A 13,608-nucleotide genomic window follows, 5' to 3' on the forward strand; every position below is an offset into this window, starting at 1 on the left:
TGGAGAGATTGCTTCGACGCGCCTACACAAAGGGGCTATGCGCGTCTCGCAATGACGCGAAAAGTTGGACGGTGCCCCAACACGGAGCGAATCCCTCCCGATAGCTATCGGGATCGGGGTGGGTCTGTGAAAAACGATAAGCTTACGGCGGGCAAGAACGATTTGCACCCGATGCCGATAGTTATCGACATCGGGCTGCGCCAGCGCAAAGGGCTATACGCGTCTCGCAACGACACGAAAAGTTGGGCGTTACTCGCCCGGAGCAAAATAAAAAAGCCGCCTCCGGAAGGAGACGGCTTCATTAAAAGTCACAAGAATGATTATTCCCAAACCTGTCCTGCGAGCAGGTCTTCAAATACCTCGCGTTTGCGGATCAGGGTATATTTCCCATCTTTCCACAATACTTCCGCAGGTTTCAGACGGGAATTGAAATTACTGCTCATCTCAAATCCGTAGGCTCCGGCATTATGAAACACCAGCAGATCATCTTCACGTACTTCGTTCAGTACACGGTCCCATGCAAACGTATCGGTCTCGCAGATATTGCCCACAACGGTATAGATACGCTCCGCACCTTTCGGATTGCTGATGTTTGAGATTTTATGATACGCATCGTAGAACATCGGACGGATCAGGTGATTGAACCCGGAGTTCACACCAACGAAAACAGTAGCGGTGGTTTGCTTGATCACGTTTGCCTTCACCACAAAGTATCCGCACTCGCTTACCAGATACTTACCCGGCTCAAACCAGATTTCGAGCGGACGCCCGTACTCCTGTTCAAATTCGCGGACAGCCACCTGCAGCTTTTTACCCAGTCCAACAATGTCGGTCTCCCGGTCTTCTTCTTTATAAGGCACTTTAAAGCCGCTTCCGAGATCCAGGAACTGAAGCTTGTCGAAGTGACCTGCAATAGAGAACAGTACTTCCAGCGCCTCGAGGAATACATTAATATCTTTGATTTCGCTTCCGGTATGCATATGCAGTCCGTGCACATGCAGCTTTGTTGTTTTCACCACGCGCACAATATGGCGGATCTGGTGGATAGAGATACCGAACTTACTGTCGATATGTCCTGTGGATATTTTATAGTTACCGCCTGCCTCGATGTGCGGATTGATACGGATACAAACCGGATAGCTGTCGCCGTAATGGTTGCCGAACAATTCCAGCATCGAAATAGAGTCGATATTGATATTCACGCCCAGTGATACGGCTTCACGGATCTCGTCGAATGCCACGCAATTAGGGGTGAACAGGATTTCAGAGGGCTCGAAGCCGGCCTTCAGTCCCAGCTTCACTTCATTGATACTCACGCAATCCAGCGAAGCACCGAGCGACTTCATATGCTTGAGTATGGATATATTGGTCAGTGCCTTACAGGCGTAAAAAAAACGAGTCGGATGTCCGCTGAACGCAGCCTGCAGCTTACCGTACTGAGCGGTGATCTTATCTGCATTGTACACATACAGGGGAGAACCGAATTGTGCCACTGCTTCCAGCAGCTGTTCTCCTGTCAATTGTTGTTCCATAGGGGCGCAAAATTACAGTCTGAGCCTTCAAAAACACATAAATGGTTCCATTTTTTGCCGCAACGGAGGAAAAATCGCGGTAAGCGGCGAAATAATCTATCTTCGTGGACGTTAATGCTGAAGACTTTGTTTATGACTAATTGCTTCAAATACGCTGTATTGTCTGTGGTGGCTGCCTGCTCCGCGCTGCATGCCGGAGCCCAGGCCAGGATAATGAATATGGAGGACCACGACAGCAAACCGTATTATTTCGGGCTCACTTTCGGACTCAACCAATCCCGCTACCGTATCCAGTATACTGAAGCTTTTGCCCAGCACGATACGTTTATGCATGTGCAGCCGGGATGGGGAACGGGACTGAATCTGGGCATTATGGGCAATCTGCGTCTCAGCAACTTCGTAGACCTGCGTCTGATCCCTTCCATCTCTTTCGCCGAAAAGAAACTTTCTTACGTACAGCCGGGTTTGTCTGCTGATGTACAGCAGAAAAGCGTGGAATCAATTTATATTCACCTGCCGCTGCAATTCAAATTCAAAAGTGACCGTATCCATAACTTCCGCTTTTACGGACTTGCCGGTGGTAAGATGGATTACGACATGGCTGCGAACGCAAACTCACGTCGCAAAGATGAATTCCTCAAATTCAAACCGATGGATCTGGGGTACGAACTGGGTTTCGGACTCGAATTCTACTATCCTAACTTTATCTTTTCCCCGGAGATCAAACTCAGCGAGGGGCTGATGAACCAGATATATCCGGATAAAAGCCTGCAGCTCACGAATGCGATCGACCAGATCCGCACCCGCACGATCCTTATCTCCATTCACCTGGAAGGATAAGCGATCGTTCCCTACTTTTTTCGTTTAACGAATGTGGCAAAATATCCGCATTCGGAGAGGACTTCCTGGTAATAGCGCGTATTGGAAAATGCGTACAGCGATGCATAGGGAATCGGCGGAATTTCTTCGGCTCCCGTTTCACTCCCATGTGTATAATAATCGTTGCGCTTGCATTTCAGCAGCAGATAGGTGATCTTCGCACGTTGCTCATCGTTGGCCGCTGCTTTCAGCGCCAGTTGCAGATAATGGGCTGCACGCTCCTGGCTCAGTATCAATCCGCGGAAAAAATCCGATGCAAAGTCTTCCGCAAAATTGATCTCGCCCGTGATAGCCGACTGGTAAAAACTGCGTGCGTTGCCGTATACACTCATGTTGTAGAAGGCGTTTCCCAGCAATAAAGCGTTATTGTACACATCTTTTCCTGCATCCACATTTGCCCGCATCTCCTGCATCTTTTTAAGAAAATCGAGCCGGGTGTATTTCACTTTCTGAGGTGCCGCATGATCGCAGTCGTGACAGTCCTGTATCCGGTTGTTAAAAGGATTGCCGGGTAATGTCACCTGCTCCGCTTCAGGCACTTCGCTCATCAGGTTCACCGCTTCGGGCAGCCGGTCGCTGAATGCCGCTACAATTGCCTGCACCGCCGCAACATCGGAAGCCGAATAAGGATAGATGGAACGCATATACCGTTCGTAGGGACTCAGCTGCGCGGAACGAATGAAATTCTTCATTTGTTGTGCACGCTGTGCATCGTTGTAAAAATTCAGATCCTGATCGTACAATTCCGCAAAAAGCAGGTTGCCTTTACGGCGGTAACGCTCGCTGAGCAGACCCTTTATCCAGGAGTATGCGCCCGATAAACGCAATCGCGTGCGGGCAGTATCTGCGGAACGCTGCTGCATCCATTCAAGCTCCGGCAGCAAAGCCTGCTCCTGCTCTTTGTTCATTTCAACGGAGGTCAATGCAAGGTTCATGATGCGCAGCATATGCAGCTGATCTTTCCCAAGCGATTGTGCCGGCGTGTACTTTGCCGCTGCGTCGAACTGTGTTGTCGCGCCGCGCGCATCTCCTTTCAGAAAATACAAATACCCGAGTGCCATGTGCCAGGCAAAAGGCTGATGTGTATTATGGGCTTCCGTTATATGTTGCAGCAGGGAGATTGCAGCGGCCAATCTGTCGGCATTCACAGCAATAAAAGTCCCGTCTTTCCCTTCGTTTCGCTGTTGACGGTCGGCACCGTCGGTAGCGGAAGAAGCTTCGGTAATGTTCACGAGCCGCGAAAGAAGCAGATCCAGCTTGTCTGAAGCAGGATCGATGCGGTATATCTCGGCAATTGCGCGCTGTTCGTCGTTATAAATACCCATCAGCAGCCACATACCGATCCGCTCCTCACCGGTCCTGCATAAAGCGAGCGATTCTTTCCAGTCTGCTTCCTCCTGCGGATGGAAGGAGTACTCCGCCACCAGGCGCTGCTCCGGATGCTGTGCAAATATGCGGCTGTAGCGGTAGTTTGCCATTCCGAATTTTTTCTGCTTGTACAAAGCACCGGCACTGTAAGCGGTGATGCGGGATGCAAAAAGACTTTCATCCAGCAAAGATTTGTGCTCTTCGTAAAAGCGAAGGCATGCGTCATAGTCCTGCGCGAAATAATAAGCGCGGACGATCTGAAAATAATAGCGCTGAAGCAGAAATGCATCTTTGGAGCGCTTCATTTCTGCCGTCATAGAATCGATACGTGCAATGTCCGATGCCTCCAACTGCCGGGCAGGCACAGGATCATAGCCCCAATAGTCGTCTGGGCCTTTTGCGTAGGGCTCATTCGCTTTTGCAAAAGTGAGAAAGCGGAAAAATGAGCTGATCTTTTTGTTCGACCGGTGCTGCACCAGGTACATTCCCTGAAGGGACGCAGGCAATTGGGAGGCCGGAAGCCGATACACAGAATCGATAAGCTCAGCTGATGCTTTCAGCAGGAAATAGGCAACAGAGCTGTCACTTTCCGGACGCTTCAGATAAGTAAGCCAATCCTGAACTACATTCTCGTCGAACCTGCCCGAGGAATTGGTGCTGTAGGATTCATCGCCGTAAAAAGGATAATCCGGTTCATAAAAGAAAGGGGTGTATTGCGCTCCGGCAAATGATTCCGGTGCAAAGGCGCTGGATTCTGAAACATCCGGTTCCCACCATCCGCAGGCCCATACCATTCCTGCACTGAGAAAAGCAACCGCACTAAAAGCGATGAGCGATTTCCTGAAATATTGAAGTGTCATACCGGGAGAGATTGAATGCGTCTAAATCGTAAAAAATGATGCGGGCGGGAGTTTTTGGGTAATAGCGGTGCACGTCACCGGCCATTTCTTCAAGCATGCCTGCACTGATCTGCTCGAGCTTTACCCTGTCGCCACGACAAAGGTAAAAGCCTTTGCGGAAATGAGCCTGCTTCACCAGGTAACGGCCCGGAGCTTCCTGCAGGAAATAAGCCGTATCCGCATAATCCCGTTCATCTGTTTTGTTCAGCAGTGCATGCACCTGATCGTTGCGAACGAGGATACCCCAGGAGAATACCGGAAGCGCGAGATCAAGCGGTAGCGGATAACGACTGAGCGCCGGCAGGTACTGCAAAGCGGCATCGCGGTCGTACACAGAAAGGGACGGACCGTTGCTGATCCTGCCCATATTGTAATACATAAGTACTCCTGTGTCCACCGGAGGAACACCCTGCTGCGCCGGGTACTTCACCTGATGCAAGCGTATGGTCGCGCTGAGTTGCAGCGAAGGGTTGATCCGGCGGAATGCGCGCAGAAAAGTGAAATAAGCTTTTCCGGAACCGGCTGTCCAGTCACAATCGAACTGCACCTGAGCAAAATGTCTGCCAAACCGTTCCATCATTTTATGGATCAACTGAGACGTCTGCGCCGCAAGATGCGTTGCCTGTGCGCTGTCGGGGTTATTCCGGAACACCTCATTGCGGATGAATACCACCGGCACCAATGTAACAGAGTCCGGAAGCGGCTCCTGCACCTGCAGCAGTCCATCCGGTATCGCAAATCCCTTTTCCTGATTCCATACAATATCAAACAGCCGGAGGTAAAGGCGGGAGACCTGATTGCGCGTCAAAGCGGAACGTTCTTCCCTTCCGAAGTGCGCAGTCGTCTTCCAGTAATAAAAGGAAACGGCGGGTGTTTTCTGTACCTTATGGCAGGAAACAAAAGCCGGAGCCCACAGGAGGAGTACGGCATACTGATAAATATTGCGTAGAAATCTTACCACTGCTTTTCGATGGACTCGCGTATAGACTGATAGCTGATATAGCGTTCCGGGCTTACCTCATGCGTTTCGAGTCCGTGCTTTACAGCGCAGCCCGGCTCATTGATGTGCTGGCAGTTGTTGAATTTACAGGCATGCATGAGCCGGCGCATTTCCGGGAAATAGCCGGCAAGCTCATCCTGCTCCATATCAATGATCCCGAATTCTTTCACACCCGGTGTATCGATGATATGACCACCGCCCGGCAGATCAAACATTTCGGCAAAAGTGGTGGTATGCTGCCCTTTGCCACTGTAATCGGAGATCACATCCGTACGCAGGTTCAGATCCGGAACCAGTTCATTGATCAGGGTGCTCTTCCCTACTCCCGAATGACCGCTGAACAATGCGGTCTTTCCGGCGAGTGCAGCGCGCAGCTCATTCATACCGCTGCCATCCACAGCCGATACCGGCAGCACATCGTAACCGGCATCAGTGTACACCTGAGACAGATAATCCAGCATACCGGTTCCTTCATCGTTAAGCAGATCGGTCTTATTGAATGCTATGAGTGTGGGAATATGGTATGCTTCGGCAGTCACCAGGAAACGATCGATAAATCCAAGTGAAGTTGCGGGATGAGCGATCGTCGCAATCATAACGGCCAGGTCGAGGTTGGAGGCCACGATATGCTTCTGGTGCCGGTTGTGCGGAGACACTCGTGCTATGTAATTCTCGCGATCCAGGATATGAGTGATCATCCAGTCTTCCTGCTGCGGATCTTTTTCGATCTGCACCTTGTCGCCGACGGCTACCGGGTTGGTGGAAGAGATGGATTTATCTACTTTCATCCGGCCTTTTATGCGCGCGGGCACCATACCCTGCGCAGCGATGTGCACCTGGTACCAGCTTCCTGTTGATTTATATACGAGTCCCTCCACTGTTAATACTGTTTCATCTAAGCGGTGCGTAAGGCAATGATCGGATCGAGGCGTGCAGCTTTAAGCGCGGGGTAAAAACCGGAAACAATACCGACCACAGTACAGATCGTGACACCCAGTACGATCCAGGCCCAGGGTATCATAAACGGTACATGGAACGACGCGGCAAGCGCCAACCCGATGAATAAGCTGAATATAATACCGAGCATACCTCCCATAAGACTGATCACTACCGACTCAAGCAGAAACTGCCGCCGTATCTCGGAGGCTCTTGCGCCGAGCGCTTTGCTGAGACCAATCTCGCGCGTGCGCTCTACTACAGACACCAGCATGATGTTCATGAGCCCTATGATGGAGCCCAGCAAAGTAACGATGGCGATCACCATTGCCGCGATACCGATCTTACTCACGATATCGAGCACCATCTCCGCCATTGCATTATTCTGCTGTACGCTGAAATCATTCTGCGCCCCGAGCGGTACCCTGCGCACTGCACGGAACAATCCTTCCGCCTCTTCGGCAGCAATCTGTTTTGTATGAATATTCCCGACAAGCACATTGATACCGTAGGAGCCGCTGCCACCGTAGAACATACGTGCGGTCTGCAAGGGCAGCATGACCATATTGTCTGCATTCATCATCATACTGCCGCCTTTCTTAACTGCCACACCGATCACTTGCACTTTGTTTGCCCCGACCGAAACGACCTTTCCGACAGCGTTCTCCGGTTTAGTGAACAGCTTTTTTGCAACGTCGTAACCAAGCACACAGACCAGGTTGCTGTTCTCTTCATCGTACTGCGAAATATTACGGCCGCCGAGCAGGCCGGTCTGTGAGATAATGAGGTATTCCTGATCCACACCCATCACACGGATGTTCGGATTGGTCTTCAGGGATTCGTACCGTACGGTTGCCACTGATGAGCCCACTTTGGAGATACCCACTTTAGTATCGGGGAAGCGGTACCGTTGCTTGAACAACCGGGCCTGGTCGTAAGTGATCTCAACATCAGAAGAATAACTTACCTGCGCGCCGCGCCTTCCTTTTTTGGTGTGCACGGCTTCACTTGTAATCTGGAACGAATTGGCACCCATATCGCTGAAGTTGGAGCTTACGCCCGACTTCATCACGTCTGTGGCGGTGAGGATGCCTACCAGAGCTGTGATACCGAGCGTAATGATCAGGATGGTGATCACCGAACGGAGCAGGTTGGCACGGATGGTGCGCAGCGCCTGACTTATATTGAAAAACAGCTGTAGCATAAATCGGTTACCCGCAAAGGTAATGGGATATTGGCAAGAAACGGAGTGCATAAAATGCCCATATTTTAGTACATTTGCGATCCCAAAACGTACTAAACTTATGACCGAAGCTGTTGATCAGATTATCAGACAAACAGGTGAACTGATGCGTAAAACCATTACCCACCTGGAGGTGGAACTGAGCCGTGTCCGTGCGGGGAAAGCGAATCCGCAGATCCTGGACGGCATTACCGTGGATTATTACGGTTCGCCGACGCCGCTGGCGCAGGTGGCAAACATCACTACTCCTGATGCGCGCACTTTATCACTCCAACCCTGGGAAAAAAACATGCTGGGTGCCATAGAAAAAGCGATCATGGCGTCCAATGTGGGCATCACACCTTCCAACGATGGTAATTATATCCGCCTGTTCCTGCCGCCGCTTACAGAAGAGCGACGTAAAGAACTGGTGAAGCGCGTGAACAACGAAGGAGAACAGGCGAAAGTATCTATCCGCAATGTGCGTCGCGAGAGTATCGAACAAATTAAAAAAATGCAGAAAGACGGTCTGAGCGAAGATGCGGTGAAAGATGCCGAGACACGCATTCAGACACTTACCGACAAAGAGATTATTGCTGTTGACGGGGTGTGCAAGGAAAAAGAAAAAGAGATCATGACCATCTAATGCTTTCCGCAGCATGATTTTAATACCTAACAAAAACGGCAAACAGGAGCAATTCCCGGTTTGTCGTTTTGCTTTTCAGCCATACAAGCCATGACCTTCCGCGAGCAGATCTGCATTCTCTTTTCCCTTCCGATCTACCTGTTCTTCATACCCCTGGAGATCGTGCTGAGTCATTTTAACGGATGGAAGCTCTATTCGTGGAAAGAGACAGCGGTGAATATTTACCTGAACCTGCTGAATTTCGGTGTGGACCTGCTGCTTCGGGGACTCGCGCTGTTTGTGCTTATTCTGTGTGCGCAATATAAACTCCCGCTGAGCTGGAATCCCGTATGGTACTGGATATGTCTGTTCCTGTGCGAAGATTTCCTGTTCTGGCTCGAGCATTTTGTAGACCATCATGTACGCCTGTTCTGGGCAGTACACGTTACGCATCATTCTTCGGAAGAATATAACCTTACAACCGGGTTTCGTTCTTCCGTATTCATGCCTTTCTACCGTTACCTGTATTTTATACCGCTGGCGCTGCTGGGCTTTGCCCCGCTGGACATCCTGTTTATGTATGCGATTACACAGCTGTACGGCATTCTGGTGCACACGCAGGCGGTAAAGCAACTACCGCGATGGATGGGATATATTATGGTTACACCGGCGCATCATCGTGTACATCATGCAAGCAACATTCCTTACCTCGATAAAAACATGGGCATGGTGCTGATCATCTGGGATCGCCTGTTCGGAACGTTTGCAGACGAACTTCCGGAGGAGCCGGTACGATTCGGCCTCACGAAACCACTGGAGCGGCCTTTCCACCCCACGCACATTGTGTTCCACGAATGGCAGGCGATAGGACGAGACCTGAAGAAGAAAACCAGCCTGGGAAATAAGCTGAAATACCTGTTTATGCCTCCGGGCTGGAGCCACGACGGAAGCACACAAACGGCAGCCCAGCTGAGAGCCGGGCTGCAGAATAAAAAAGATTAGCAGTCGATCTTCGCCACACGGTTCTCGTGACGGCCGCCTTCGAAAGGCGTTTCAATAAACAAGCGCAGCATTTCTTTTGCCTGTTCTTCGCTTACAAAGCGCGCAGGCAGACAGATCGTATTGGCATTGTTGTGCTGGCGCGCGAGCTGTGCAACGTCATTGTTCCATACCAGCGCAGCACGGACATTGTTGTGCTTGTTGGCAGTAATACAAACGCCCTCTCCGCTGCCGCAGATCAGCACGCCGAATGCAGCGGCGCCGGATGCCACAGCCGACGCAACAGGATGCGCGAAGTCCGGATAATCCACACTGTCCGTATTGTAAGTTCCTTTGTCATCTACGGTCCATCCCCAGTCTGCAAGCTGCTGTTTCAGCATTTCTTTATAGGCAAAACCGGCATGGTCTGCGCCGATCACTACCGGCAATTGCTTATCGAACGTTGTATTGGCTGACATATAATTAGATATTATCGTATTTGCTGGAAGATTTTAACTGCTTTTCTTTCACCACCCTGCTGGCGATAATGATTCCCGCCTCATAGAGCAGGATCAGCGGCAATGCCACCATCCAGATACTGAACCAGTCGGGCGGTGTGATCACTGCAGCAACGACGAAGATGATCAGGATGGCCATACGGCGCTGACTTCTCATCAATGCGGGTGTAAGGATACCCACTTTTGCGAGGAAGTATACCAGGATCGGAATTTCAAACACACAGCCCATTCCGAGCACCAGGTCGGCCATCGTATCATAATAGCTGCCGATGGTGATGATATTCTGAAATGAAGGGCTGAGCTGGTAATTGCCGAAGAAGTTCACTGTAAAAGGTACAATAATGAAATACGCGAACATCACTCCGCTGATGAACAGGAATGACGACCAGAAAACGATACCCGATGCATGCTTCAGTTCGTTTTCTTTCAATGCCGGACGGATAAAACGCCAGAATTCCCAGAACACATAAGGGAACGCAAGGATGAGTCCGATCATAAAGGATACGGAAAAGCTCATGGTAAACTGACCGGCGAGTTCGGTATTCTGGAATTTGATTTTCAGGTCCTGAAGGCAGAGTCCGTTAATCTTAAGCTCCTGCCCCAGCCTGCACAACAGGCGGTAAGAGATGAAATCGGCTTTAGCCGGCCCCAACAGCACATTATCGAAGATCCACTCGATGTTCAGCCATACGACAACTCCTACGGCAATGATTGCGACAAGCGAACGGACAATATGCCAGCGCAGTTCCTCGATATGATCTGTAAAATGCATATCGGCGGTTGCATTGGTCTGGCGTTTTTTCAGAAAAGTATCGAGCAGGCTCAACGTTGACGTAAATAGGTGGGCAAAGGTATAGAGTTTCGTCCGGTAAACAGCCAGTTAATTGCTATCTGCGGGCAATTTTATATTACGCAGGCTATCGGTTTTCTGTAAAAAATCTCGGTAATTGGCGCGTATCCATGCCCGGAGCTCGAGGGTGCTGGCGCTGCGTGCGTAATCGTAGGGCATCTGATACGTATACATAAAATACGCAAGCGTGTCGCCGCTTAATCCCGTGAGGGAATTTGTGAGTTCAGGACTATAGCGGCTGTCTACAAACCGTATATCTTCATTTTTCCGGAAATCGCGCTGAAAGCGGAATACGGCCCGGCGCTGACGCGACAGCCTGTCGGCCAGGAAACTGACCGGACTGGCAATACTGGCCTTTTTGTCGGCCATGGTACGGGTGTAGGTCGATGCGCGGTCGGCGGAATCGCGCTGGTAAATGGTCTTGTACCGCTGCTTGATGATCACTTCCCGCAACTGCAGCCCGCTCATCCTGAGTTTGAACGTCAGTCGGACCCCTTCGAGTCCTTTGAGGATAATATGCGTTTCCGTGGCGTAGCCGGGACATACAAAAGTGACCCGGTCACCCTCCGAACCTTCGATTTCGAAATTCCCGTCCCGGTCGGTCTGCACACTCTGTGCGCTGCGCGTGTTGGTGATCGTAGCGCCCAGCAGCGGTGCGCCTGTTTCCGCATCCCGGAGGCAGCCCTTCCATACAACGGCTTTAGCCTGCAGGGCAAAGATCATCAGGCAGCAGAGGAACGGTAATATGCGCATAGGATATCTGGAACGTGAGCCTGCAAATATACTCGAGCCGGTTTCTGTTGTTGCATTCCTGTTCTTAAGGATTAGTTATAATAAGTTACCCGACTGAAACTTGATACTATCTTAATTAGCCCTTAATAATGCCTTTACAAGCCTTCCGTTGCTTTGCAAAACACGATCCTTATGCAGCAGCGCCAACCGGAAATAGTCGTCTTATCCGATATCCATCTCGGAACGTATGGGTGCCATGCCAAAGAATTACTGCAGTATCTCAAAACCATACAACCCGGCATGGTGGTACTGAACGGGGATATCATCGATATCTGGCAATTCTCCAAGCGCTATTTTCCCGCCGAGCATATGCAGGTGGTAAGGCATATTATGAAATGGGTGGCGGAAGACGTACCCGTATTTTACATTCCGGGCAACCATGACGAAATGCTGCGCAAGTTTAAAGACTTCCAGCTCGGCTCTCTTAAGATCACCAATAAGCTATCCATAACGGTCAACAAACATAAGCTATGGATCTTTCACGGAGATGTTTTCGATGTGGTGATGGAGCATAGCCGCTGGCTCGCAAAACTGGGAGCAATCGGATATGATACGCTGATCCTGATCAACCGCGCCGCGAATTTCATCTCACGCAAATTCCGCGGTAAGCAATTGTCCTTTTCCAAAAAGGTGAAGAATTCGGTGAAAGGAGCGGTAAAATTTATCAACCAGTTTGAAACCACGGTTACCAATATCGCGGCAGAGAACAACTATCAATACGTGATCTGCGGCCATATCCACCAACCCGAAATTCGGACAATGGCTACCAAATTCGGCCCGGTGGTGTACATGAACTCCGGCGACTGGATAGAAAACCTCACCGCGCTGGAATACAACGACGGCAACTGGTCGATTTACCGCTATCACGAAGATACGCTCGCACAGCAGGTGGATCTCGGACCGAAAAGTCAATATAAAGAAACCGCTAAAGACCTGATGCACGTGCTGATGGCCGAAATGAAAATGAAACCTAACCTCTGATACCATTCCTATGAGAATACTATACGCGATTCAGGGCACCGGTAACGGGCACCTCGCACGAGCGCTGGACATGTACCCCGCTTTGCGTCAGTATGGCGAGGTGGATGTACTGGTAAGTGGTATTCAGACGGAAATGCAGCTGCCTTTCCCCGTAAAATACCGCTTTTACGGTCTCAGCTTCATTTTCGGCAAGCATGGCGGAATTGACAAGTGGGAAACAGCCAAACGGATGAAGCCGCTGCGACTCATCAGGGATATCCTGGGACTGCCCTTACGCCAGTATGACCTCGTGGTGAGCGACTTTGAGCCGATCAGCAGCTGGGCCTGCCGGTTGCAGGGGAAAAAGCTTATCGGCCTTTCTCACCAGATGGCCGTGTTGCACGCGGATGCCCCGAAACCAAAGCATGATGATGCATTTGGTCGTATGGTATTGCAGCATTATGCGCCGGCGAAAATACAGATGGGCTTTCATTTTATTCCGCTCGGAGATAACGTATTCACTCCCGTAATACGCGCACAGGTACGTCAGCTGCGCCCGGACGACAAAGGCCATTACACGGTGTATCTGCCGGCATATGAAGATGTGCACATCATTGAAGAGCTCTCGCAGTTCCCGACAGTACGCTGGGAAGTATTTTCCAAAAAAACGAAACGTACTTACCGCGACGGCAACCTTTATATCCGTCCTATAGAAAACGAAGCTTTTGTGCAAAGCATGGCCTCCGCTTCCGGTGTATTATGCGGTGCGGGCTTTGAGACTCCTGCCGAAGCGCTGTTCCTGAACAAGAAGCTGATGGTGGTGCCGATGAAAGGCCAGTACGAACAACAATGCAATGCAGCCTGTCTCGCTACGATGGGTGTGCCGGTAATTGACAGTCTGAGTCGCAGGAACCGGAGTCAGATCGCTTTCTGGCTCGACTGCGGAGAGCCGGTGCAGGTGCATTATCCCGACAATGCGGGTATGGTGGCGGAGCGTATCATGCGCTATTTCTGGACGCTGCAGCCGGCAGGACTTGCACCGATGTGAT

General features: G+C 50.7%; 13 protein-coding genes. 5 read left to right on the plus strand and 8 right to left on the minus strand.

The features are described 5' to 3' along the window. Positions 1-320 precede the first annotated feature (320 nt). Entirely contained in the window at positions 321-1,532 is a 1,212-nt protein-coding gene (gene lysA, locus ABD846_RS11215) for a diaminopimelate decarboxylase (RefSeq protein WP_344826791.1), read from the minus strand. Positions 1,533-1,664: 132 nt separating this feature from the next. Here lysA and porT point away from each other — a divergent pair, with 132 nt between their 5' ends. Next, on the plus strand, positions 1,665-2,372 hold the full coding sequence (gene porT, locus ABD846_RS11220) for a type IX secretion/gliding motility protein PorT/SprT (RefSeq protein ID WP_344826794.1): 708 nt from the start codon (positions 1,665-1,667) through the stop codon (positions 2,370-2,372). A gap of 11 nt (positions 2,373-2,383) precedes the next feature. Here porT and ABD846_RS11225 read toward each other — a convergent pair whose 3' ends face one another. Genes ABD846_RS11225 through ABD846_RS11240 form a run of 4 tightly spaced genes read right to left on the minus strand, consistent with a single transcriptional unit; the run spans position 2,384 to position 7,818 of the window. After that, positions 2,384-4,639 carry a hypothetical protein gene (locus tag ABD846_RS11225; RefSeq protein WP_344826797.1) on the minus strand — a complete coding sequence of 752 codons (2,256 nt, stop codon included), beginning with the start codon at positions 4,637-4,639 and terminating at the stop codon, positions 2,384-2,386. Further along, on the minus strand, positions 4,599-5,639 hold the full coding sequence (locus ABD846_RS11230; RefSeq protein ID WP_344826800.1) for a hypothetical protein: 1,041 nt from the start codon (positions 5,637-5,639) through the stop codon (positions 4,599-4,601). The genes ABD846_RS11225 and ABD846_RS11230 overlap by 41 nt, the downstream gene beginning before the upstream one ends. Next, positions 5,633-6,556 (minus strand): ribosome small subunit-dependent GTPase A, encoded by a 924-nt coding sequence (gene rsgA, locus ABD846_RS11235; RefSeq protein WP_344826803.1) that lies wholly within the window; start codon positions 6,554-6,556, stop codon positions 5,633-5,635. Before rsgA ends, ABD846_RS11230 begins: the two co-directional genes overlap by 7 nt. 17 nt (positions 6,557-6,573) lie before the next feature. Then, complete coding sequence (locus tag ABD846_RS11240; RefSeq protein ID WP_344826807.1) at positions 6,574-7,818, minus strand: ABC transporter permease; 1,245 nt, start codon at positions 7,816-7,818, stop codon at positions 6,574-6,576. Positions 7,819-7,918: 100 nt separating this feature from the next. On the opposite strand from ABD846_RS11240, the gene frr reads away from it, so the two are divergent. Together frr and ABD846_RS11250 are read left to right on the plus strand one after the other, a co-directional pair. Then, positions 7,919-8,482, plus strand: a complete 564-nt coding sequence (gene frr / locus ABD846_RS11245; RefSeq protein ID WP_344826810.1) for a ribosome recycling factor — start codon at positions 7,919-7,921, stop codon at positions 8,480-8,482. A gap of 90 nt (positions 8,483-8,572) precedes the next feature. After that, positions 8,573-9,463, plus strand: coding sequence for a sterol desaturase family protein (locus ABD846_RS11250; RefSeq protein ID WP_344826812.1), 891 nt, complete (start codon positions 8,573-8,575; stop codon positions 9,461-9,463). Here the strand turns inward: ABD846_RS11250 and rpiB are convergent. From rpiB to ABD846_RS11265, 3 genes are read right to left on the minus strand one after another with little or no spacing between them, the layout of a single operon-like run. Next, positions 9,460-9,918, minus strand: coding sequence for a ribose 5-phosphate isomerase B (gene rpiB, locus ABD846_RS11255; protein ID WP_344826815.1), 459 nt, complete (start codon positions 9,916-9,918; stop codon positions 9,460-9,462). The two genes, ABD846_RS11250 and rpiB, sit on opposite strands and share 4 nt — an antisense overlap. Before the next feature lie 4 nt (positions 9,919-9,922). Next, positions 9,923-10,783, minus strand: coding sequence for a twin-arginine translocase subunit TatC (gene tatC, locus ABD846_RS11260; RefSeq protein ID WP_344826818.1), 861 nt, complete (start codon positions 10,781-10,783; stop codon positions 9,923-9,925). 54 nt (positions 10,784-10,837) lie between these two features. Further along, complete coding sequence (locus tag ABD846_RS11265; RefSeq protein ID WP_344826820.1) at positions 10,838-11,560, minus strand: carboxypeptidase regulatory-like domain-containing protein; 723 nt, start codon at positions 11,558-11,560, stop codon at positions 10,838-10,840. 171 nt (positions 11,561-11,731) lie between these two features. On the opposite strand from ABD846_RS11265, the gene ABD846_RS11270 reads away from it, so the two are divergent. Beyond that, entirely contained in the window at positions 11,732-12,580 is an 849-nt protein-coding gene (locus ABD846_RS11270) for a UDP-2,3-diacylglucosamine diphosphatase (protein WP_344826823.1), read from the plus strand. A gap of 10 nt (positions 12,581-12,590) precedes the next feature. Then, the gene (locus ABD846_RS11275) at positions 12,591-13,607 is read left to right on the plus strand and encodes a glycosyltransferase family protein (protein ID WP_344826826.1); all 1,017 of its coding nucleotides are present in this window, start codon (positions 12,591-12,593) and stop codon (positions 13,605-13,607) included. Position 13,608: the final 1 nt, after the last annotated feature.

Source organism: Rurimicrobium arvi (assembly GCF_039540495.1).
Classification (GTDB): Bacteria; Bacteroidota; Bacteroidia; order Chitinophagales; family Chitinophagaceae; genus Rurimicrobium; species Rurimicrobium arvi.

Bases quoted from the DNA above. Each gene is read 5' to 3' on its own strand.
- ABD846_RS11270 (WP_344826823.1), top strand. From the start codon at position 11,732: ATGCAGCAGCGCCAACCGGAAATAGTCGTCTTATCCGATATCCATCTC.
- lysA (WP_344826791.1), bottom strand. From the start codon at position 1,532: ATGGAACAACAATTGACAGGAGAACAGCTGCTGGAAGCAGTGGCACAA.
- ABD846_RS11275 (WP_344826826.1), top strand. From the start codon at position 12,591: ATGAGAATACTATACGCGATTCAGGGCACCGGTAACGGGCACCTCGCA.
- ABD846_RS11265 (WP_344826820.1), bottom strand. From the start codon at position 11,560: ATGCGCATATTACCGTTCCTCTGCTGCCTGATGATCTTTGCCCTGCAG.
- porT (WP_344826794.1), top strand. From the start codon at position 1,665: ATGACTAATTGCTTCAAATACGCTGTATTGTCTGTGGTGGCTGCCTGC.
- frr (WP_344826810.1), top strand. From the start codon at position 7,919: ATGACCGAAGCTGTTGATCAGATTATCAGACAAACAGGTGAACTGATG.
- ABD846_RS11250 (WP_344826812.1), top strand. From the start codon at position 8,573: ATGACCTTCCGCGAGCAGATCTGCATTCTCTTTTCCCTTCCGATCTAC.
- rpiB (WP_344826815.1), bottom strand. From the start codon at position 9,918: ATGTCAGCCAATACAACGTTCGATAAGCAATTGCCGGTAGTGATCGGC.
- ABD846_RS11240 (WP_344826807.1), bottom strand. From the start codon at position 7,818: ATGCTACAGCTGTTTTTCAATATAAGTCAGGCGCTGCGCACCATCCGT.
- ABD846_RS11225 (WP_344826797.1), bottom strand. From the start codon at position 4,639: ATGACACTTCAATATTTCAGGAAATCGCTCATCGCTTTTAGTGCGGTT.